Source organism: Rathayibacter sp. VKM Ac-2835 (assembly GCF_013266705.1).
Lineage (GTDB): Bacteria > Actinomycetota > Actinomycetes > Actinomycetales > Microbacteriaceae > Rathayibacter.
In genome coordinates this window covers 443431-464490 of record NZ_JABSNQ010000001.1, presented here as the reverse complement: position 1 = coordinate 464490, position 21060 = coordinate 443431, and the positions used below count along the sequence as shown (strand labels likewise).

Here is a 21060-nt window from a genome sequence, read left to right as displayed (position 1 = left end):
GTCCCGCTGACCGCACCGCGGCGCCTCGCGGGCGCGGGCCACGCGGGATGCGAGGATGGGCGGGTGTCTGAACGAAGCCGTCCGTCCATCTTCTGGCTCCTCGCGGCGGCGGTGATCCCGACGCTGACCGCCTCCGTGGACCTCCGGGTCCGCGACATCGACAAGATCCCGAGCAAGGGCGCGTTCGTCTTCGCGCCGAACCACTACAGCGAGATCGACCCGTTCATCACGGGCTGGGTGCTGTGGCGGGCCGGTCGCGCGCCGCGCTTCCTCGCGAAGGCGTCGCTGTTCAAGATCCCCGTCGCCGGAGCGATCCTCCGCGCCTCCGGGCAGATCCCGGTCGAGCGGGCGGGCTCCGTGCGCGGCAGCGAGCCGCTCAAGGCGGCGAAGGAGCTGGTCGACCGGGGCGGCTCCGTCCTGATCTACCCGGAGGGCACGCTCACCCGCGACCCCGAGCTCTGGCCGATGCGCGGCAAGACCGGAGCGGTCCGGATGGCGCTGCAGTACGGGCTGCCCGTCGTGCCCGTCGCGCACTGGGGCACCCAGCAGCTGATGGGCCGCTACTCCAGGAAGATCACCCTCTTCCGCCGCAAGCGCGTCGACGTCCTCGTCGGCGATCCGGTCGACCTGTCGGCGTTCCGCGGGCGCAGCCTCGACTCCGCCACGCTCAACGAGGCGTCGACCGTCGTGATGGCCGCGATCACCCGCCTGCTCGAGGAGCTGCGCGGCGAGACCGCGCCCGAGAAGCGCTGGAACCCCGCCGAGCACAACCAGAAGGGCACGGGACGCTTTGAGCAGGAGCAGTAGGGCCGAGAAGGCGCCGATCCCCGTGCCGCGCCGCGTGGCCGTCCTCGGCGCGGGCAGCTGGGGGACGACGTTCGCCAAGATCCTGGCCGACGGCGGCTCGGAGGTCGTGATGTGGGCCCGGCGGGCCGAGCTCGCGCGGGAGATCACCGAGGCCAAGCGCAACAGCGACTACCTCCCCGGCATCAACCTGCCGCGCAACATCCGGGCGACACCGCGGATCGAGGAGGCGCTCGAGGGTGCCGACCACGTCTACCTCTCCATCCCGTCGCAGACCCTGCGCGGGAACCTCGAGGCGATCACGCCGTTCCTCACGGAGCGGACCGTCCTGGTCAGCCTGATGAAGGGCGTCGAGAAGGGCACCGGCCAGCGGATGAGCGAGGTGATCTCGCAGGTGCTGCCGATCGATCCGAGCCGCATCGCGGTCGCCTCCGGACCGAACCTCGCACTCGAGATCGCCAAGGAGCAGCCGACCGCGGCGGTCATCGCCTCGGAGAGCCTCGTCACCGCGCAGGAGGTCGCGCTCGCCGCGACCAACCGCTACTTCCGCTCCTACGTCAACACCGACGTGATCGGGACCGAGTTCGGCGGCGTGCTGAAGAACCTGATCGCCGTCGCGATCGGCATCGTCGACGGGGTCGGCTACGGCGAGAACACCAAGGCCTCGATCATCACCCGCGGCCTCGCCGAGATGACCGACTTCGCCGTCGCGTACGGCGGCCGCCCCGAGACGATGTCCGGGCTGGCCGGCCTCGGCGACCTGATCGCCACGTCCAGCTCGTCGCTCTCGCGCAACAACACGGCCGGGCGCCTGCTCGGCCAGGGCTACAGCTTCGGCGACGTCGTGAAGTCGATGCAGCAGACGGCGGAGGGGCTCTCCTCGGTCGCGCCGATCCTCGAGCTCGCCCGCGCCCGCAGCGTCGACATGCCCATCGTCGAGCAGGTGTCGCAGGTGCTCGCCGGTACGCTCGATCCGAAGGACATCGCGCCGCACCTGACCACGGATTCGGACGAGCCCCAGGGGGAGAGGAACCTCGATGACCAGCAAGCTCGCAGTGGCCGTACTGTTCGGGGGGCGTTCAAGCGAGCACTCGATCAGCTGCGCAACGGCGGCGGGGGTGCTGCGGGCGATCGATCGTGACCGCTTCGACGTGATCCCGGTCGGGATCACCGCGGACGGCGCGTTCGTGCTCGAGGAGGACCGGCCGGAGAAGTTCGCGCTCGACGCGAGCGCCCTGCCGCGGGTCGAGGACAACGGCTCCCGGGTGCGCTGGCCGGAGTCGGCGCTCTCGCGCGAGCTGACCGTCACCGCGGCCGACGGCTCCATCCGCTCGCTGGGCGACGTCGACGTGGTGCTGCCGATCCTGCACGGCCCGTGGGGCGAGGACGGCACGGTGCAGGGGATGCTCGAGCTGGTCGGGCTGCCCTACGTCGGCTCCGGCGTGCTCGCCTCCGCGCTCGGGATGGACAAGCACTTCACCAAGACCGTCTTCCGCGCCGCGGGCATCGCGGTCGCCCCCTGGTACACGGTGACCGAGGCGGAGTGGCGCGAGGACCCGAGCGACGCCGCGTCGGCGCTCGACGAGCTCGGCCTGCCCGCCTTCGTCAAGCCGGCCCGTGCCGGATCGAGCGTCGGCGTGAGCCGGGTCGACGAGCGCTCGCAGCTGGACGCCGCGCTCGAGGAGGCGTTCTCGCACGACTCCCGGGTGCTGATCGAGTCCGCGATCGTCGGCCGCGAGGTCGAGATCGGCGTGCTCGGCGGGCGCCGGGGCGGGTCTCCGCGGGCGTCCGTGGCCGGCGAGGTCGTCGTCAGCGGCGGCGGCTTCTACGACTTCGAGGCGAAGTACCTCGGGATGAAGGGCGTCGAGCTCGTCTGCCCGGCCGACCTCACCGAGGACGAGCTCGCCGAGATGCGCGCCCTCGCGGTCAGCGCGTTCACCGCCATCGGCGCCGAGGGCCTCGCCCGCGTCGACTTCTTCCTGACGGACGAGGGCTTCGTCATCAACGAGATCAACACGATGCCCGGCTTCACGCCGATCTCGATGTTCCCGCGGATGTGGGGCGCGAGCGGCGTCGACTACCCCGACCTGATCAGCGAGCTGCTGGACCTGGCGCTCGAGCGCGTCCCGGCCGCGGTCCGATGACCGAGGCGGGCCTCGGGCTCCGGCTCGAGCCGGGCCCGCGGGCGCCGTTCGAGCAGATCCGGCAGGGGATCACCGCGCAGGTCGCCGCGGGGCTGCTCCTGGTCGGCACCCGGCTGCCCGCGGTGCGCGCGCTCGCCGAGGAGCTCGGCGTCGCTCCGGGGACCGTCGCGCGCGCCTACAAGGAGCTCGAGGCGGCGGGGATCGTCGAGACGCGCGGCAGGGCCGGCACCGTCGTGTCCGGCGGGGTCGACGCGGTCGAGCACGAGCTGCAGCTCGCGGCGGGCGTGTACGCCGCGCGGGTGCGAGCCCTCGGAGCGACGCCGGAGCGGGCGCTCCGGGTGGCGTCCGCGGCGCTCGGCACCGACGGCTGACGCGGGGTCAGCCCGTCGGCGTGCCCGCGGGGTCGAGGGTGTCCGTGTCGGACACGTTCGTGCAGGCGCGCTCCTGAGGGAGGTAGGAGACGGCGTTCGCGAGGTCGACGACCGCCGAGGTGCCGGAGGCGCGGTTCTGGTCCACGGTGATCTCGACGGCCGGGTCGCGGCCGTAGGTGGTCAGCGTGTAGACGTCGTCGGCAGCCTGCGACTCGTCGATGATCCAGTCGACGCCGCTGACCGAGACGCAGAGGTCGGTCGTGGGGCCGGGCGGCGTGACGCCGCAGTGCAGGATGACCGCGGCCGGGCTGCCCCAGGCGGCCGTGCCCTGCGCGTTCGTCTCGCGCTCGGGCAGCTCGGCGACGACGTCGGGCAGGCGCACCGAGACCTCGGCGCAGCCGGTGCTCGTCGCGTCCGCCGCGGGTTCGAGCGCCACGGCGGCCGAGCAGCCGCTCAGGAGCAGGACGGCGGAGGCCGCGGCCAGGGGAGCGCGGAGCAGGCGGGAGGACATCGACGGCAACGCTAGCGTGTGAACCATGGCACCGGATCCGAGCCCCACCCTGGCCGAGCTCAGCGAGGGCGAGGTCCTCGCGCGGATCCTGCCGAGGTTCGGCGGCGGCGCCGAGACGCTCGTCGGGCCGGGGGACGACTCCGCGGTGCTCCGGGCACCGGACGGCCGCTTCGTCGTCACGACGGACATGATGGTGCACGGCCCCGACTTCCGGCTCGCCTGGTCCTCGCCGTTCGATCTCGGCTGGAAGGCCGCCGCGTCCAACCTCTCGGACGTCGCCGCGATGGGGGCGCGCCCGACCGCGCTGGTGGTCGCCCTCGCCGCGCCGCAGCACCTCGGCGTCGACGTGCTCGAGGGGATCGCCGACGGCCTCGCCGCGGGCTGCGCGGCGATGGCGCCCGGCTGCGGCGTCGTCGGCGGCGACCTGTCCGCCTCCGGGACGCTGACCCTGGCGATCACGGCGTTCGGCTCGCTCGACGGCCGGCCGCCGGTGCTCCGGAGCGGCGCGCGCCCGGGCGACGTCCTCGCGACCGCCGGGCCCCTCGGCGTCTCCGGCCTGGGCCTGCGGCTGCTCTTCGAGCGCGCGCGGACGGCCGGCGAGCCCGACGCGGCACTCGCCCGAGCGCTCCGGGCCGAGCACTCCGAGGTGCTCGACGCCCAGCTGCGGCCGACGCCGCCGATCGCGGCCGGCATCGCGGCGGGCGGCGTCGCGACGGCGATGATGGACGTCTCGGACGGCGTCGTCCTCGACGCGCGGAGGATGGCCCGGGCGAGTGGCGTCGTCCTCGATCTCGACGCGGACGCCGTCGACGCGCACGCCGCCCCGCTGACGGCCGTGGACGGCATCGATGCGGCGCTCGCCCGCGCGCTGGTGCTCGGCGGCGGGGAGGACCACGCGATGCTCGCCTGCTTCCCTCCCGGCGCGGCGCTGCCTCCGGGCTTCACCGCCCTGGGGACGGTGCGCGAGGGCGCGCCGGAGGTGCGGCTCGGCGGAGTCGCGCTGGCGGAGCGCGGCGGCTGGGACCCCTACCTGGGCTGGGACGGCGCCGCGGGCTGATCCGCGGCGGCGGGTGAGGGCGCTACTCGGCCGGGGCCGCCGCGGGCGACGCCCACCAGATCGTCGTCTCCCCGTAGTCCTTCCGCCGGTCGCGCTCGAGCGCCGCGGGCCAGCCCGGCTCCGGGCTCCGTGAGCTCCGCTCGACGACGACGACGGAGTGCTCGGCGAGCAGCGGCAGGACGCCGGCGAGATCGGCCGCCAGCTCGTCCTCGGGGAGGTCGTAGGGCGGATCGAGGAAGACCGTGTCCGCGTTGACGGCGGGGGAGCCGTCGAGGAACGAGCGCACGGAGGCGATCACGACCTCGATCCGCGGCTTCGGGCGCTTGTTCGCGGCGGCGGCGGCCGTGATCGCGCGAGCGTTCTCCCCGGCCGTCTTCGCGGCCTTCGCGTCGCGCTCCACCAGCAGCACGGAGGCGGCGCCGCGGCTGGCCGACTCGAGTCCGAGCGCACCGGAGCCCGCGTAGAGGTCGATGACCGTCGCGCCGTCGAGCGCGTCGCGCGCCTCGAGCGCCGAGAAGACCGCCTCGCGGACCCGGTCGCTCGTGGGCCGGGTGCCGGCGCGGGGGACCCGCAGGGTGAGCGATCCGGCGAAGCCGGCGATGATCCTGGTCACCGTTCCGAGCATAGGACTCGCGCCGAGGGCTGGGAGCCCCCCGGAAGCCTGAGCTGTTTTCCGGTTCGCACTGCGAGAATCACCAGTTATGACGTCCCTCGATGAGACCCGCTCCGCAGTCGGCACGGCATCGGACCGCGGTGCGGCTCCCGGGTCGGCGATGACCCGTGAGGAGTTCAGCGCCCACTGCGCGGCGATCCTGAAGAACCTGTGCAGCGTGATCGACGGCAAGGACGCCGAGGTCTCGATGGCGCTGACGGTGTTCCTCGCCGGTGGCCACCTGCTGATGGAGGACGTCCCCGGCACGGGCAAGACCGTGCTCGCGAAGTCGCTGGCGGCGTCCGTCGGCGGCACCGTCTCGCGGATCCAGTTCACCCCGGACCTCCTGCCCTCCGACGTCACCGGCGTCTCGGTCTTCAACCAGGCCACCCGCGACTTCGAGTTCAAGCCCGGTCCGGTGTTCGCGAACGTCGTGATCGGCGACGAGATCAACCGCGCCTCGCCCAAGACGCAGTCCGCGCTGCTGGAGTGCATGGAGGAGCGCCAGGTCTCGGTCGACGGCGTCACCCACATCCTGCCGCGGCCGTTCGCGGTCGTCGCGACGCAGAACCCCGTCGAGATGGAGGGCACCTACAGCCTCCCCGAGGCGCAGCGCGACCGCTTCATGGCGCGGCTCTCGCTCGGCTACCCCGACGAGCGCGCCGAGCTCGAGATGATCCGCACCCGCGACGCCGCGAGCCCGCTGGAGGAGCTGCGCCAGGTCGTCGGCCACGACCAGCTGGAGCGGATGATGGACTACGTCCAGTCGATCTACGTCGCCCCGCCGGTGCAGGAGTACGTGGTGGCGATCATGCAGGCGACCCGCATCGATCCCGAGCTGCGCCTGGGCGGCAGCCCGCGCGCGACTCTGCAGCTGATCGCCGCGGCCAAGGCGCTCGCCGCGATCAACGACCGCGACTTCGTCGTCCCGGACGACATCGACGTCCTCGCGGTGCCGGTGCTCGGCCACCGGCTCCTCCCCGCGACGCGGCTCCCCGGCCGCTCCGGCAGCGGCGCCTCGCACTCGGTGACCGAGATCGTCCAGCGCATCGTCGCCGCCACCCCCGTCCCGTTCAGCGGCCGTGCCGACTGACCCGCGCGATCCGAAGCGCGCGCCGGGGCGCCTCGGCGCGTTCCCGGCCGTCCGCGGTGTCGCCCTCACCGTGCGCGGCTGGGCGCTGGTCGTCCTCGGCGCGGTCGCGATCGTGGTCGCCCCGATCATCGCCTTCCGCGAGCTCCTCTTCGTCGGGATCGTCCTGCTCGGCCTGCCCGTCGCCGCCGTCCTCGCGCTGCTCGTCGTGACGCCCGTGCTGCAGGTGCAGCGCCGCTTCGCCCCGCAGGTCGTCGCGGTCGGCGACGTGGTCGATGTCGACGTCGTCCTCGACAACCGCGGCTCGGCGCTGCGGGCCGGCGCCCGGGCGGAGGACCGGCTCGACCGGGTCGAGCGCGGTCTCGTCACCGGACGCACCGTCGCGCGGGGCGCGTTCACCCTGCCCTCGATCGCGCTGCCGGGGAGCGGTGCGAGCCGTGTCCGCGCCCGCTACCGGCTGCCCGCCGGGCGGCGCGGCATCCACCGCATCGGGCCGCTGCGGCTCACCCGCGGCGACGCCTTCGGGCTGGCCGTCCGCGAGACCGTCGCCGGCGCGGCCCAGCCCTTCGTGGTGACCCCGCGGGCCGTCCCGCTGCAGAGCGACGTGCTCGACGCGCACGGCGCCGGCGGCTCGAGCCCGGTCGCGCATGCGACGGCCGGGGCGGGCACCGACGACGTCATCCCGCGCGACTACCGCCCCGGCGACGCGATGCGCCGCGTGCACTGGCGCGCCAGCGCCCGCTCGGGCGAGCTCAAGGTGCGCCAGGACGAGCAGAACACCGACCCGCACGCCTGGATCCTGCTGGAGACGCGCGCCGCGCGGATCCTCGACGAGCGCGGCGGCGACGACCGCCTGGAGTGGGCGGTCTCGATGACCGCCTCGCTCGCGGTGCACCTGCTCGAGCGCGGCCTCGAGACGCACCTGATCGAGACCGGCGCGCCCGACCAGCCCGCCCGCTCCGAGGACGAGCGCGAGGCCGCGCACGACGTGCTGCTGCGCCTGGCCGAGCTCGCCCCCGCCGACGAGTCGGTGGAGGCGGTCGGCCGGATCGCCGCCGAGATGCGCGACGCGGGCGGCAGCCGCCCGGTCTTCGCCGTCCTCTCCCGCCTGCACGAGGAGGACCTGGCCGCGCTGGCCTCCCTCGCCGCGCACGCGCGCCCGGCCGTCGCGTTCCTCGTCGGAGGCACCCCCGAGGAGGAGGCCGCGCTGTCCTCCCTCGGCTGGTACCCCGTGCCGGTGTCGCCGCGCACCGCCGTCGAGGAGGCGTGGGCCCAGGCCCTCGCGCTCCGGGTGGTCGCGTGAGCCGCCGCGGGCGCGACGCCCGCTCGGGCTCGGTCCTGCTCTCGGTCCTGCTCTGGCTCTCGCTCGTCACGGCCTCCTCGGGGATCGGCCGCCTGCTCGAGGGGATCGGCTGGCTCGTCCAGCTGGCCCTCGCGGTCGGAGTCGTCCTCGCCGTCCCGGCCGCGGCGCGCGCCCTCCGCGCGCACCCGGTGATCCCGCCGGTCCTCGGCACGCTCGCGGTCGTCGGCGTGCTCACCGCGATGTTCGTCCCCGGACGCGCGCTGCTCTTCCTCGTCCCGACCCCGGGCGCCGTCGCCGACGCGCAGACTCTCGCCCAGGCGGGCTTCACCTCCATCGCGGAGCAGGGCCTCCCCGCGGTCGCCGACAGCGGGATCGCCTTCCTCCTCGTCGGCGGCGTCGTCGTGCTCGCCTGGGCCGCCGATCTCTTCGCGTTCTCGGTGCGCCTGCCCGCGCTCGCCGGTCTCTTCCCCGCCACCCTCCTGGCGGTGCCCGCGATCATCGATCCGGCCGAGGTCTCCTGGCCGAGTCTGCTGCTCACGGCGCTCGTCTACCTCGGGATCCTCGCCGTGAGCGCGCGACCCGAGCGCCGCGGCCCGCGCAGCGCCTCGCTCGGCGCCACCGTGCCGTCGATCGCGATCGCGGGCGCCGTCGTGATCGTCGCCGGTCTCGTCGCCGGGTCCGCGGGCGGATTCGCGCGCGTCGCCACGCCGTCCGGCGTCTCCGGCACGCTCTTCAACGGCTCGATCGACCCGGTCGTCGCCCTCGGCGCCGACCTGCGCCGCCCGAATCCGGTGACCGTGCTGCGCTACTCGACCGATTCCGATCTGCCGGTCTACCTCCGCGTGCTCACCGTCTCGGACTTCGAGGGCGAGGACTGGGCGCCGAGCGACACCGAGGAGACCGCTGACATCGCAGCTCCGATCGCGCCCGCCGGCCTCGGCGAGGCCGTCCCGCGGGAGACGGAGGAGGTCGACGTCTCGGTCGAGACCCTGCGCAGCCGCTGGCTCCCGGTGCCGTACCCCGTCTCCGAGCTGAGCGGTGTCGGCGACGGCTGGCTGCAGGACGTGCAGGACGGCTCCATCCGCGGCGACGCGACCACCCGGGCGGGCGACGAGTACGAGGTGCAGGCGCTGCGGCTCGAGCCCGACCCGCAGCAGCTGCTCGACGCCCCGGTGCCCAGCGGCTTCGACCGCTACCTCTCGCTCCCGGAGGACGTGCCCGAGATCGTGCGCACGACGGCGAGCGACGTGACGGCGGACGCGGTCACCGCGTACGACCGGGCCCGCGCGCTGCAGAGGTTCTTCCGCTCGTCGGAGTTCCGCTACTCCGAGGACACCCCCGCCGAGGAGGGCTACGACGGCGACGGCGTCGGCGTGCTCGCCTCCTTCCTCGAGGTCCGCGAGGGCTACTGCGTGCACTTCGCCTCGGCGATGGCCGTGATGGCCCGCGAGCTCGGCATCCCCTCCCGGCTCGCGATCGGCTACCAGCCCGGCTCGGTCGTGCCGTCCCCGGGCACCGAGCTGACGAGCTACCGGGTGCAGTCGTCCGACCTGCACGCCTGGCCCGAGCTCTACTTCGAGGGCGTCGGCTGGCTGCCGTTCGAGCCGACCCCGAGCCGCGGGGCTCCGGCCTCGTACACGCTGCCGAGCGCGACGACCTCCGCCCCCTCGACGACCCCCGGTGCCGCCGCGAGCGCGGCGCCCGGCGCGGAGCCCGGCCGGACCGCGTCGCCGACGCCCAGCGCATCGACCGCGACCGCGACGCCCGGCGCCCTCGGCGGCGGCACCGCGACCAGCGCGCCGGTCGTGACGCTGTGGTCGCTGCTGGTCCTGCTACTGCTCGTGCCGTGGCTCCTGCGCGTCGTCCAGCGCGCCGTGCGCCGGCGCCGCGCGGCCGACGGCTCCCTCGAGCCCGCCTGGGCTGAGCTGCTGGCGAGCGCGCGCGACCTCGGGGTCCCGGTCGAGGACGGCGAGTCGCCGCGAGCGCAGGAGGCGCTGATCGCCGGCGCCCTCGGCGACGACGAGGGCGCCCGCTCGGTGCTGCGCGGGCTCCGGGAGGGGGTGGAGCGCGTGCGCTACGCGCCGGTGCCCGCGGAGCAGGACGCCGGCTGGCGCGCCGCATCGACGGTGGTCGCGGGACTGCGCGCCTCCCTCGGAACCGGCGCACGGCTGACCGCCGCCGTCGCGCCGCGATCGGTCCTCCCGGGCCTCGCGCGGACCCGGCGTCCGAGGTCCGACCTATGATCGTCGGGTGATCCCGGACCCCCTCGACGCCTCGCTCGCGCCGCTGATCGGCCCGCGGACCGCCAAGCCTATCGAGAAGGCGTTCGGCTACCGCACGGTCGGCGAGCTCCTCGGCCACTACCCGCGCCGCTACGCCAAGCGCGGCGAGCTGACCGACGTGTCGCGGCTGCCGGTGGGCGAGAACGTGACGATCGTCGCCGAGGTCCGCGAGGTGCGCTCGCGCGAGATGAAGAACCGCCGCGGCGGACTGCTCGAGGTGATCATCTCGGACGGCACGGGCACCCTCTCGCTGACGTTCTTCGGCCAGCCCTGGCGCGCCACGCAGCTGCGCCGGGGCGTGCGCGGCATCTTCGCCGGGACCGTGTCGATGTTCCGCGAGACGAAGCAGCTCACCCACCCCGACTACCGGCTCTTCGACGACGAGGAGGTCACGGCGCACGGCCCGATCGCGAGATCAGCACTCACGAAGGACTGGACCGAGCGGCCGATCCCGATCTACCCCGCGACCAGCACGATCGCGAGCTGGCAGCTGCAGGCCGCGATCGAGGTGGTGCTCGACGACCTGAAGTACGTGCAGGACCCGATCCCCGCCGAGGTGCGCGCGAACCGGAAGCTGCTCGACCTCGGCGCCGCGCTCGAGCTGATCCACCGGCCGCAGCGCGAGGGCGAGGAGATCCCGGCGCGCGACACCCTGCGCTTCCACGAGGCGTTCCTGCTGCAGCTGGCCCTGCTCGAGCGGCGGGCGGCGGCCCGCTCGACGCCGGGGACCGCGCGGGTCGCCGCACCGGGCGGGCTGCTCGAGCGCTTCGACGCCGCGCTCCCGTTCACGCTGACCGACGATCAGAAGACGGTCGGCCGCGAGATCACCGCGGATCTCGCGGACGAGTCGCCGATGTCGCGGCTCGTGCAGGGCGAGGTCGGGTCGGGCAAGACCCTGGTCGCGCTCCGGGCCATGCTCGCGACGGCCGAGAGCGGCGGGCAGGCGGCGCTGCTCGCGCCGACCGAGGTGCTCGCCGGCCAGCACCTCCGCTCGATCGTCCGCACCCTCGGGCCCGAGCTGTCGGCGGAGCTCGTGCCGACCCTCCTCACCGGCGGTCTCGGCGCGGCCGCGCGGCGCGCGGCGCTGCTGCGGATCGTCTCCGGGACCGCGAAGATCGTCGTCGGCACCCACGCACTGCTCGGCGACAAGGTCTCGTTCTACGACCTCGGGCTCGTGGTGATCGACGAGCAGCACCGCTTCGGCGTCGACCAGCGCGACGCCCTGCGGCGGAAGGGCGCCCAGCCGCCGCACGTGCTCGTGCTCACCGCGACGCCCATCCCGCGCACCGTCGCGATGACGGTCTTCGGCGACCTCGACGTCTCCACCATCCGCGAGCTGCCGGCCGGCCGCCCCGGCATCAGCAGCCACGTCGTGTCCCTCGCCGACCATCCTGCCCTGATCGCCCGGGCCTGGGAGCGGGCTGACGAGGAGATCCGCAAGGGCCACCAGGTGTACCTCGTCTGCCCGGCGATCGAGCCGGGGGAGGCGGCGGAGGGTCCGCTCGCCGCGGAGGACGAGCCCACGGCGACCCCGCTGACGACGGTGTCGGAGACGATCGAGGGCGTCCGCAGGCACTCCCTCCTGGGGAAGCGCCGCTCGGCCGCCCTGCACGGACGGATGACGGCGGAGGAGAAGGACGCCGTCATGCAGTCCTTCGCGGCCGGCGAGATCGACGTCCTCGTCTCGACCACCGTCATCGAGGTCGGCGTCGACGTGCCGAACGCGTCGATGATGATCGTCCTCGACGCCGAGCGGTTCGGCGTCTCGCAGCTGCACCAGCTGCGCGGGCGGATCGGGCGCGGCGGCGTGCCCGGCGTCTGCCTCTTCGTCACCGCGGCCGAGGCGGGCACGACGCCGCGCGAGCGGGTCGAGACCGTCGCGGCGACGCTCGACGGCTTCGACCTGGCCGAGGCCGACCTGGAGCTGCGCCGGGAGGGCGACGTGCTGGGCGACTCGCAGTCCGGCGGGCGCTCCTCCCTGCGGCTGCTGCGCGTGGTGCAGGACTCCTGGCTCATCCTCGAGGCACGGGTGCTCGCCGAGCGGCTGCTCGAGACCGATCCGGTGCTCGCGACGCACGACCGCCTCCGCGCCGCCCTCGAGCGGCGCGTGCAGGAGCGCGACCGCGAGTTCCTCGGCAAGAGCTGACCCGGAGGGCTCCTCCGCTCCGATCCGGCCCGCGGGCGCCCGATACGCTGAGGGCATGGCCCGCATCGCCGTCGTCCCCGGTTCGTTCGACCCCGTCACCCTCGGGCATCTCGACGTCATCGAGCGCGCCGCGCGCCTCGTCGACGAGCTGCACGTGGTCGTCGTGCACAACCCGGCCAAGACCGCCCTGCTGCCGATCGCGCAGCGCGTCGCCCTGATCGAGCAGTCGATCGCAGAGGCCGGCATCGAGGGGACGATCGTCGTCGCCTCCTGGAGCATGGGCCTGCTCGTCGACTACTGCACCGACGTCGGCGCGAGCATCCTCGTGAAGGGCATCCGCTCGCAGGTCGACGTCGCCTACGAGACGCCGATGGCGATCGTGAACCGCAACCTCGCCCACGTCGAGACCGTCTTCCTCCTGCCCGACCCCGCGCACGCCCACGTCTCGTCCTCGCTGGTCCGCCAGGTCTCGGCCCTCGGCGGCGACGTCTCGCCCTACGTGCCGCCGGCCGTCGCGGCGTACCTCGCCTCCTGACCGCGCGCTCGCACGTTCCCGCCTCCGCTGGCAAGCGCCCGGCGGGCGTGCGCTCGACGCTGTCCTGGCCTGGGAGAATGGCGGGATGAGTGCGATGCGCGTGGCGGCCTGGGTCCTCGAGGGGATCCCCGAGGTGGTCCCGGGAGACGACCTGCTCGAGCTGATCCTCGCGGCGATCGAGGCCGCTCCGGCAGCGGACCGCCCCGTCGACGGAGACGTCCTCGTGGTGACCAGCAAGATCGTCTCGAAGGCCGAGGGCCGGGTGGTCGCCGCGGACGACCGCGAGGACGCCATCACCGCCGAGACCGTCCGCGTCGTCGCCACCCGGGCGCACGCGCACGGCGTCACCAGGATCGTGGAGAACCGCCTCGGCATCGTCCAGGCCGCCGCCGGGGTGGACTCGAGCAACGTCGCGGAGGGCACCGTGCTGCTGCTGCCGGAGGACCCCGACGCGTCGGCCCGCGCGCTCTGCGCGGGACTGCGCGAGCGGCTCGGCGCCCGGGTCGGCGTCGTCGTCAGCGACACCCTGGGCCGCGCCTGGCGGGTCGGCCAGACCGACGCGGCGATCGGAGCAGCGGGGCTGCTCGTGATCGACGACCTGCGCGGCGCCGTCGACGCGCTCGGCCGGACGCTCGCGGTGACCATGCCCGCGGTGGCCGACGAGATCGCCGCGCTCGGCGACCTCGTGAAGGGCAAGGCGACCGGGCACCCCGTCGCCGTCGTCCGCGGTGTCGGCCGGCTCGTCACCGGGCTCGACGCACCGGGCGCCCGCACGCTGACCCGCACCGGTCCGGACGACATGTTCCGCGTCGGCGCCGACGAGGCGCACGCCGAGGGCTATGCGGCAGGGCTCGCCGCTGCCGGGCGGGTCGCGTCATGAGCGGCGCCTGGACGGCCGTCGTCGTGTACCGCGGCCGCGGCACCTCCAAGACCCGGCTCGAGCTCGTGGCGCGCTCCGCCCTCGCCGAGGCGTTCCTCCTCGACACCCTGGCGTCGGTCGGCGCTGCGGAGTCGGTGGGCGCCGTCGTCCTCGTCACCTCCGACATGTCGGCGGTCGAGCGGGCCGCGCTCGAGCACCCCGGCCTGCACGTCATCGGCGATCCGGGGCAGCTCAATCCCGCGGTCGCCGCGGGAATCGCGCAGGCCCAGGACCTCCGCCCCGGTGCACCCGTGATCGCGCTGACGGCCGATCTGCCCGCGCTCACCGCCGCCGACCTCGACGCCGCCCTCGCGGCCGTCGGCGACGAGCCCTCGATGGTCGGCGACCGGGCCGGCAGCGGCACGACCGCGCTGCTCCTGCCCGGCGGGACCGGACCCGAGCCGGCCTTCGGCCTCGATTCGCGGGAGAAGCACGTCGGCGCCGGCTACCGCGTGCTCGACCTGCCCGAGTCCTCGACGCTGCGGCTGGACGTCGACACGGTCGACGACCTGCGCCACGCCGAGGCCGTGGGCGTCGGCGCCTGGACCGCGCGCGAGCTCGACGCCGCCGCCTGACGGTCCTCGGCCGTCAGCCGGCGAGCAGTCCCTCCTCGAAGGCCGCGGTCAGCCCGTGGTCGATCGCCAGGGGCGCTCCGTCGACGGAGCGGATCGGCACCGCGCGCCTCGTGCTCGACACCAGCCAGGCCGCAGCGGCGCCCGACAGTGCCGGGACGGGCAGGTCCCGCCGCGAGGATCCGAGCCCTCGCCGCTCGCCGATCGCGAGCAGCCGCGACACCGTCGTGCCGTCGAGGATCCCCGAGCCGGCAGCGGGCGTCAGGAGCACCCCGTCCGCGAGCAGCACGAGACTCGAGGTCGCCCCCTCGAGGAGCAGGCCGTCGCTCGTGCGCCAGACCACGTCCTCGGCACCGCGGCGCCTCGCCTCGCGCAGCGCCGCGCGGGTGACGGCACCGGAGGTCGACTTGACGCCGCCGAGCAGCCAGGGCGCGTCCTCCAGCGCCCCGTGCGCGTAGCCGCGGTCGAGCACGACGACCGGGACGCCGTGCTCGCGCAGCGCGGAGGAGTCGGCGGTCGGCTCGGCGCGGACCGTCGCTCGCGCCGTCGTCGCGTCGCGGTAGCCCGCGACCATCCGGATGCTGAGGTCCTCGACCGCGTCGTGCTCGTCCACCGCGAGGGCGATCGCCGCGGACCACGCCTCGGCCGACGGGATCCCGAGCCCGACGGCGGCGGCCGAGGCGGCCAGGCGCGCGAGGTGCTCCTCCCGCCCGTGCGCACGGCCCCGGATGACGGCCAGCGTCTCGAAGACGCCGTCGCCGCGCAGATACCCGGGCTCGTCGACGCGCACGAGACCGGCGTCGGGGTCGCGGAGGCGAGGAGTGCCGGAGTCGTCGATCTCGACGAGGACGGGGGAGGTCATCCCCCCATCCTGGCCTGCGGCGGTGCTCAGCGGGCGGTGAGACCGCGCGCGACGTCGTCCGCCGTGAGCAGCTCGCGCGGCGGTTCCGCGCGCGCTCCCGCCGCGGCCAGCACGTCCGCGGCGGCGAGCGCGTCGAGGTCGAGCCCGGTGGGCGCGGCCAGGCTCGACACCGCGACCTGGAAGGTCCGGTAGGCACCGAGCGGCGCGAGGCCCTCGCGGTCCTCGCCCTCGACGATGCGCTGCACCAGCGCGGTCTGGTCGAGCAGGTAGGCGCTGGCCGCGAGCGTCGTGCCGTCGGGGCTCCAGGCCGCGATCTTCCAGAACCGGAGCGGGACGCCGACCCCGCGGTAGACCGGGTCGCCCTCGGCGAGCACCGGGCCGGTGAAGACGTCGATCCGGGCGCGGTTCGCCTGGGCGTACTCGAGCACGAGGTCCTCGAGGCCGAGCCAGAGCTCCTTCGACTGGTTGAAGCCGCTCGCCTGCGGTGCCGCGTTCGTGTAGCAGAAGCTGTCCACGTTGCCGGCGCGGGCCTCGGCCGGCTCGCCCCAGACGGGGTCGCGGCGGCGCACGAGGTGGCCGCGGTCGAAGTCGTTCCGCGCGTACACCTCGGGGCCGGTCTGCTCGGCGGCGGGGACGCGCTCGTCCAGGTGCCAGTCGTCGCCGCGGCCCAGGTCGAGCAGTCGCGCGCCGTCGATGTTGACCGCGGTCGAGAGCGCGAGTCGCCGCTCCGGGTCGAGGAGCACCTCGAAGTGCGTGTACGGCAGCTGCCGCACCACGCGGTCTTCGGAGGGCCGCGGCGCCGCGAGCGGGACGCCGAGGAAGCCGGAGTCGAAGCCGCTCACTGGTCGACCTCCGCCGTCGGGGTGGCGGTGGGCGTCGCGGTCGCGGGCGCGGTCGGCGTCGCGGTCGCGGTCGGCTCCGCGGTGGGCTCGGCCGTGGCGGTCGGAGTCGCACTGGCCGTCGGAGCGGGCGCCTGCGTCTCGGGCGCGGGCACCAGGGCACCGTTGCTCACCAGCAGCGTGATGCTCGAGTAGCGGGCGATCGTCGTCCCGGCGCCGGGGTCGGTGCCGGCCACGGTGCCCGCGGGCGTCGCGGAGTCGACGGTGGCGCCCTCCTCGACGTCGAAGCCGAGGTCCTCGAGCACCTCGGTCGCGTCGTCGACCGACTGCCCGGCCACGTTCGGCACGGCGATCTGGCGGCCGTTCAGCAGCGCACTGCTCGGGTCGGCGAAGTCGTCTCCGCCGTACTTCTCGTCGGCGCGGGTCATCACGCGGTTCCAGATGTAGTGGCGCAGGTTGGAGGCGTAGGCGCGGGCATTCGTCTCCGCGCTCCGGACCAGGACGTTGCGCATCGATGCCTCGCCGATGATGTTGCCGACCCAGACCACGGTCGCGACGCGACTGGACGCGCCGTCCATCCAGGTGTGCACGGCGTCGTCGGTCGTGCCCGTCTTGCCGATGTGCTCGATGCCGTCCTCCGGATCCGAGGCGGCGGCGGTCCCGCTCGTGACGACGTCCTGGAGCGCATCGTTCGCGACGGCGGTGAGCTCGGGGGAGAGCGCCTGAGTGCAGGTCGAGACCGGTGCCTGGACGCCGACCCCGGCCGAGTCGGTGATCGCGTCGATCGCGATCGCGGTGCAGGCCGTGCCGTTGTTCGCGAAGCCGGCGAAGGCGGTCGCCATCGAGATCGGCGCGATCTGGTCAGCGGAGCCGAGGATCGCGGCCGGAGAGGGCGTGAGCGGGGCACCCGACGCGGTCTTCACGCCGAAGGACGCAGCCTGGTCGCGGATCGCGCAGAGGTCGAGCTGCTGCGCCATCGCGACGAAGACCGTGTTGATCGAGCGCATCGTGCCCTGGAGCACGCTGTAGGTGCCGTTCTCGTTCTCGTCGTTGCCGACGGCGAAGGTGCCGTTCCACTCGCCGCCCGGCTCGCAGGAGGAGGGGAACTCGGTGAAAGTGCGCTCGCGGCCGTTCACCGTCTCGAAGATGGTGTGGCCGTTGGCGATCCACTGCGCGAGGGTGAAGATCTTGTAGGTGGAGCCGACCTGGAATCCGGAGGAGCCGCCGTACGCCGTGTCGGCGTTGAAGTTGATCGCGGAGAAGTTCTCGCCGTTGACCGAGCCGGCCGCGTCGTAGTCCTTGTTCTGCACCATCGCCAGGACCCGGCCGGTGCCGACCTCCATCGAGAGGGTCGAGCTGCCGATGTTGACGTCGTCGATCGGCGTCTTCGGCACCCACTCGTTCGTGGCCGCCGTCGCGACGTCCTGCAGGTCGCGGTCGAGCGTCGTGTAGATCTTGTAGCCGCCGCGCTGGAAGTTGGCGAACCGGGTGTTCTCGTCGTCGCCGAAGGCGGGGTCGTTCTGGATGACCCGGGTCACGTAGTCGCAGAAGAAGGCGGCGTTGCCGGCCTGCTGGCAGCCCGTCGGGGTCTGCGTGATCGCGGGGACGACCTCCTCGGCCACCGCGGCGTCGTGGTCGGCCTGCGAGATCTTCCCCTCCTTCAGCATCTGGTCCAGGACGTAGTCGCGCCGGACCTTGTTCTCCGGGATGTTCTCCGGCTCGTCGATGCGGAGGCCGTTCGGGTTGTTCACCGTCGCGATCAGGCTCGCGGCCTGGGCGAGCGAGAGCGTCGCAGCGGTGCTGGAGAAGTAGTACTCGGCCGCGGCCTGGATCCCGTACACCTGACCGCCGAAGCCGGCGATGTTGAGGTAGCCCAGCAGGATGTCGTCCTTGCTGTACTTCTTCTCGAGGTCGACGGCGAGCTTCATCTCCTTGAGCTTGCGCGCCGGCGTCGTGGCGGTCGCCTCGTCGTAGGCGGCCTGCGAGGCGGCGGCGTCGGTGTCGCTGAGCGCCTCGGCCTTCTGCACGAGGACGTTCTTGACGTACTGCTGCGTGATCGAGGATCCGCCCTGCAGATCGCCGCCGACCACGTTGCTCAGCACCGCGCGGATCGTGCCCTGCAGGTCGACGCCGCCGTGCTCGTAGAAGCGCGGGTCCTCGGTGGAGACGGCCGCGTCCTTCACGAACTGGCTGACCTGGTCGAAGGCCACCTCCTCGCGGTTCTGCGCGTAGAAGGAGGCGAGGAGACCGTCGGTCCCGTCGGCGTTCTTCGCGTAGATCTCGGTCTTCTGCGCCAGCTGGCCCAGCTCGAGGTACTCGGGCACGGTCTCGAAGAGGCCGATCGGGTTGTTGGCGGCGAGCCCGGTGACGGCGAGGGCGGGAGTGACGCCGACGGTGATCAGCAGCCCTCCGGCCAGGCTCGCTCCGACGACACCGAGGACGCGGGCGAGCACGCCGCTGCGGGCGGTTCCTTGCGCAGACATGGCTACGAGAGTAGGCGACGAGTCTGCATCCCCGGTGCCGCCGTGCGCCGCGTCGGCTCGGAGTACGGTGAGCGGATGAGCCGGCAGCAGCGATGAGCACCTCCGCAGACACCGCGACGAGCCGCCCGCGCGCGGTCCTCGTGGTCGCGATCCTCGCCTCCTTCGTGGCGTTCCTCGACGGCACGGTCGTCAACGTGGCGCTGCCCGCGATCACCCGCGAGCTCGGCGGCGGGCTCGCCGTGCAGCAGTGGGTGGTCGACGGCTACCTGATCACCCTCGGCGCGCTGATCCTGGTCGCCGGCTCGCTGGCCGACCGGATCGGGCGCGCCCGCAGCATGACGATCGGCCTGATCGGCTTCGGCGTCACCTCGCTGCTCTGCGCGCTCGCGCCGACGGCGGAGGTGCTGATCGTCGCCCGGATGCTCCAGGGCGCCGCCGGGGCGATCCTCGTGCCCAGCTCGCTCGCGCTGATCATCGCGACGGTCCACGGCGCCGCGCAGGCGAAGACCATCGGCGCGTGGACCGCGTGGACGGGCACGGCGACGATCGCGGGCCCGGTGATCGGCGGGCTGCTGGTGGACGCCGGCTCCTGGCGCTACGTCTTCGCCCTCAACCTCCTCCCGATCGCGGTGACGCTGCTGCTCCTGCGGCGGCTCGGCCACGTCGACTCCGGCACCCGGGTGCCGATCGACGGCGTCGGCGCGGTGCTCGGCGTGATCGGCCTCGGCGGGCCGGTGTTCGCGCTGATCGAGCAGGAGCGGCTCGGCTTCGGGAACCCGCTGGTGCTCGTGGCCCTGATCGGCGGTCTCGCCGCCCTGGTCGCCTTCGTGCTCTGGGAGCGTCGGACGCCGAACCCGATGCTGCCGCTCTCGCTGTTCGCCTCGCGCAACTTCACGGTCGGCAACGTCTCGACGGCGTTCGTCTACGGGGCGCTGTCGTTCGGCTTCTTCGCCCTGGGTCTCTACCTGCAGCAGGGGCTCGGCTTCTCGGCCACGCTCGCCGGCCTCGCCACGCTGCCGCCGACGATCCTGCTCCTGCTGCTCTCGCAGGTCGCCGGCTCGCTGACGGCGCGGTTCGGGCCGCGGCTGTTCATGGGTGTCGGACCCCTGGTGGCCGGCGTCGGCTTCCTGCTGCTGGCCGGCGTCCGTCCGCCGGCCGACTACGCCACCCAGCTGCTGCCCGGCATCCTGCTCTTCGGGCTGGGCCTCGCGATCACCGTCGCCCCGCTGACCTCGACCATCCTCGGCGCGGTGGACAGCCGGCACAGCGGAGTCGGCTCCGCGATCAACAACGCGGTCTCGCGGATCGCCGGTCTGGTCGCGATCGCCGCCACCTCGCTGATCGTGGGCGACAGCCTCGACGCCGAGGGCTTCAGCCGCGCGGCGATCGCGACCGCCGTGCTGCTCTTCGCCGGCGGTCTGGTCTCGCTGCTCGGCATCCGCAACCCGGTGCGCGACGCGGAGCCGACCGCCGCGCGCTGACGGATCAGCCGTCGAGCTCGGCGACGTCGTAGCCGAAGATCGCACCGTCGGCGTCCTCCTCCTCGATGCCGGCGCAGGCGAAGCCGAACGGGTTCTCGCCGTCGACGATCGCGTTGGAGATCCCGTCGAAGGAGAAGCGGCCCGTCGCCGGGCAGGGCCGTGTGCCCCCTCCGAGGGCCGAGCGCGGCGTGAAAGTGTCCATCTGCCGTCGACTCGGCGCGCGGTGTCGAAAAAGGTTGTCGCTACATGGAATACTCGATACGTCGATGCGCTTGCATACATCGGACGGGGACGAGCTTCCCGCGCGATTCACACTCTCGAGGAGAAACCATGAGCGACACCACCACCATCCCCGGATACCGCGCCGGCACCTGGGTCATCGACCCCACGCACAGCGAGGTCGGCTTCAGCGTCCGCCACCTGATGATCAGCAAGGTCAAGGGCAAGTTCGAGCGCTTCACCGCCACCTTCACCACCGGGGAGAACCCGCTGGACTCCAAGGTCGAGGCCACCGCCGAGGTCGCCTCCATCAACACCAACGAGCCCAACCGCGACGGTCACCTCCGCACCGGCGACTTCTTCGAGGCCGAGAAGTACCCCTCGATCCACTTCGTGTCGACCGCGGTCCGCGCGAACGGCGACGACTTCCTCGTCGACGGCGAGCTCACCATCAAGGACGTCACCAAGCCCGTGACCTTCGAGGTCGAGTTCGGCGGCTTCGGCTCCGACCCCTACGGCAACTACAAGGCCGGTCTGACCGCCAAGGCGACGATCGACCGCACCGACTTCGGTCTCACCTACAACGCCGCCCTCGAGACCGGTGGCGTGCTCATCGGCGAGAAGGTCACCATCACGCTCGACCTCCAGGCCGCGCACCAGGCGTAGTCCGTCCCCGCACGACCGAGGCCGCCCCTCCCCACCCGGGGAGCGGGCGGCCTCGGTCGTTCGCGGTGCCCCGTGGAAGTGCATGCTGATCGAGCAGCCCGCGGAGCGGGCGTATCGAGATCCA

20 protein-coding genes are annotated in these 21060 nt (G+C 73.6%); 14 read left to right on the top strand and 6 right to left on the bottom strand.

All coding sequences use genetic code 11. The features are described from left to right. The first annotated feature begins 63 nt into the window (after window positions 1-63). The 4 genes from HRK28_RS02170 to HRK28_RS02155 are packed head-to-tail and all read left to right on the top strand — an operon-like array spanning window position 64 to window position 3319. A complete protein-coding gene (locus HRK28_RS02170) occupies window positions 64-807 on the top strand; it encodes a 1-acyl-sn-glycerol-3-phosphate acyltransferase (protein WP_244231818.1) in 744 nt (247 codons plus the stop codon). After that, window positions 791-1945 carry an NAD(P)H-dependent glycerol-3-phosphate dehydrogenase gene (locus HRK28_RS02165; RefSeq protein ID WP_217274378.1) on the top strand — a complete coding sequence of 385 codons (1155 nt, stop codon included), beginning with the start codon at window positions 791-793 and terminating at the stop codon, window positions 1943-1945. Before HRK28_RS02170 ends, HRK28_RS02165 begins: the two co-directional genes overlap by 17 nt. Next, window positions 1842-2948: a D-alanine--D-alanine ligase family protein gene (locus HRK28_RS02160; protein WP_173250283.1), complete on the top strand. Its 1107-nt coding sequence runs from the start codon at window positions 1842-1844 to the stop codon at window positions 2946-2948. Before HRK28_RS02165 ends, HRK28_RS02160 begins: the two co-directional genes overlap by 104 nt. Beyond that, the gene (locus HRK28_RS02155; protein WP_160088529.1) at window positions 2945-3319 is read left to right on the top strand and encodes a GntR family transcriptional regulator; all 375 of its coding nucleotides are present in this window, start codon (window positions 2945-2947) and stop codon (window positions 3317-3319) included. Before HRK28_RS02160 ends, HRK28_RS02155 begins: the two co-directional genes overlap by 4 nt. 7 nt (window positions 3320-3326) lie before the next feature. Here HRK28_RS02155 and HRK28_RS02150 read toward each other — a convergent pair whose 3' ends face one another. After that, window positions 3327-3830 carry a DUF3515 domain-containing protein gene (locus tag HRK28_RS02150; RefSeq protein ID WP_160088531.1) on the bottom strand — a complete coding sequence of 168 codons (504 nt, stop codon included), beginning with the start codon at window positions 3828-3830 and terminating at the stop codon, window positions 3327-3329. A 25-nt stretch (window positions 3831-3855) separates the two neighbouring features. Here HRK28_RS02150 and thiL point away from each other — a divergent pair, with 25 nt between their 5' ends. Beyond that, a complete protein-coding gene (gene thiL / locus HRK28_RS02145; RefSeq protein ID WP_173250282.1) occupies window positions 3856-4887 on the top strand; it encodes a thiamine-phosphate kinase in 1032 nt (343 codons plus the stop codon). Between the two features lie 22 nt (window positions 4888-4909). On the opposite strand, the gene HRK28_RS02140 is transcribed toward thiL, so the two are convergent. Then, the gene (locus HRK28_RS02140; protein WP_173250281.1) at window positions 4910-5500 is read right to left on the bottom strand and encodes an RsmD family RNA methyltransferase; all 591 of its coding nucleotides are present in this window, start codon (window positions 5498-5500) and stop codon (window positions 4910-4912) included. Between the two features lie 160 nt (window positions 5501-5660). Here HRK28_RS02140 and HRK28_RS02135 point away from each other — a divergent pair, with 160 nt between their 5' ends. From HRK28_RS02135 to cofC, 7 genes are all read left to right on the top strand, one after another. Further along, complete coding sequence (locus HRK28_RS02135; protein WP_217274474.1) at window positions 5661-6632, top strand: MoxR family ATPase; 972 nt, start codon at window positions 5661-5663, stop codon at window positions 6630-6632. Next, on the top strand, window positions 6622-7932 hold the full coding sequence (locus HRK28_RS20685) for a DUF58 domain-containing protein (RefSeq protein WP_173250279.1): 1311 nt from the start codon (window positions 6622-6624) through the stop codon (window positions 7930-7932). The genes HRK28_RS02135 and HRK28_RS20685 overlap by 11 nt, the downstream gene beginning before the upstream one ends. Beyond that, window positions 7929-10175 (top strand): DUF3488 and transglutaminase-like domain-containing protein, encoded by a 2247-nt coding sequence (locus HRK28_RS02125; RefSeq protein ID WP_173250278.1) that lies wholly within the window; start codon window positions 7929-7931, stop codon window positions 10173-10175. The genes HRK28_RS20685 and HRK28_RS02125 overlap by 4 nt, the downstream gene beginning before the upstream one ends. A 7-nt stretch (window positions 10176-10182) precedes the next feature. Further along, complete coding sequence (locus HRK28_RS02120; protein ID WP_367948324.1) at window positions 10183-12360, top strand: ATP-dependent DNA helicase RecG; 2178 nt, start codon at window positions 10183-10185, stop codon at window positions 12358-12360. 55 nt (window positions 12361-12415) lie between these two features. After that, window positions 12416-12895 (top strand): pantetheine-phosphate adenylyltransferase, encoded by a 480-nt coding sequence (coaD, locus tag HRK28_RS02115; RefSeq protein ID WP_160088545.1) that lies wholly within the window; start codon window positions 12416-12418, stop codon window positions 12893-12895. 85 nt (window positions 12896-12980) lie between these two features. Then, window positions 12981-13775: a coenzyme F420-0:L-glutamate ligase gene (gene cofE, locus HRK28_RS02110; RefSeq protein ID WP_208543751.1), complete on the top strand. Its 795-nt coding sequence runs from the start codon at window positions 12981-12983 to the stop codon at window positions 13773-13775. Further along, complete coding sequence (gene cofC / locus HRK28_RS02105) at window positions 13772-14389, top strand: 2-phospho-L-lactate guanylyltransferase (protein WP_160088547.1); 618 nt, start codon at window positions 13772-13774, stop codon at window positions 14387-14389. The genes cofE and cofC overlap by 4 nt, the downstream gene beginning before the upstream one ends. Before the next feature lie 13 nt (window positions 14390-14402). Here cofC and HRK28_RS02100 read toward each other — a convergent pair whose 3' ends face one another. From HRK28_RS02100 to HRK28_RS02090, 3 genes are read right to left on the bottom strand one after another with little or no spacing between them, the layout of a single operon-like run. Then, complete coding sequence (locus HRK28_RS02100; protein ID WP_173250277.1) at window positions 14403-15248, bottom strand: aminotransferase class IV; 846 nt, start codon at window positions 15246-15248, stop codon at window positions 14403-14405. 26 nt (window positions 15249-15274) lie between these two features. After that, entirely contained in the window at window positions 15275-16090 is an 816-nt protein-coding gene (locus tag HRK28_RS02095; protein ID WP_160088551.1) for a DNA/RNA non-specific endonuclease, read from the bottom strand. Beyond that, window positions 16087-18570 (bottom strand): transglycosylase domain-containing protein, encoded by a 2484-nt coding sequence (locus HRK28_RS02090; protein ID WP_173250276.1) that lies wholly within the window; start codon window positions 18568-18570, stop codon window positions 16087-16089. The genes HRK28_RS02095 and HRK28_RS02090 overlap by 4 nt, the downstream gene beginning before the upstream one ends. 92 nt (window positions 18571-18662) lie before the next feature. Between HRK28_RS02090 and HRK28_RS02085 the strand changes: the two genes are divergently transcribed. Beyond that, the gene (locus tag HRK28_RS02085) at window positions 18663-20051 is read left to right on the top strand and encodes a DHA2 family efflux MFS transporter permease subunit (protein ID WP_173250275.1); all 1389 of its coding nucleotides are present in this window, start codon (window positions 18663-18665) and stop codon (window positions 20049-20051) included. A 4-nt stretch (window positions 20052-20055) separates the two neighbouring features. On the opposite strand, the gene HRK28_RS02080 is transcribed toward HRK28_RS02085, so the two are convergent. Continuing rightward, a complete protein-coding gene (locus tag HRK28_RS02080) occupies window positions 20056-20253 on the bottom strand; it encodes a hypothetical protein (protein ID WP_173250274.1) in 198 nt (65 codons plus the stop codon). 128 nt (window positions 20254-20381) lie between these two features. On the opposite strand from HRK28_RS02080, the gene HRK28_RS02075 reads away from it, so the two are divergent. Further along, window positions 20382-20936, top strand: a complete 555-nt coding sequence (locus HRK28_RS02075) for a YceI family protein (RefSeq protein ID WP_123445585.1) — start codon at window positions 20382-20384, stop codon at window positions 20934-20936. Window positions 20937-21060 lie beyond the last annotated feature (124 nt).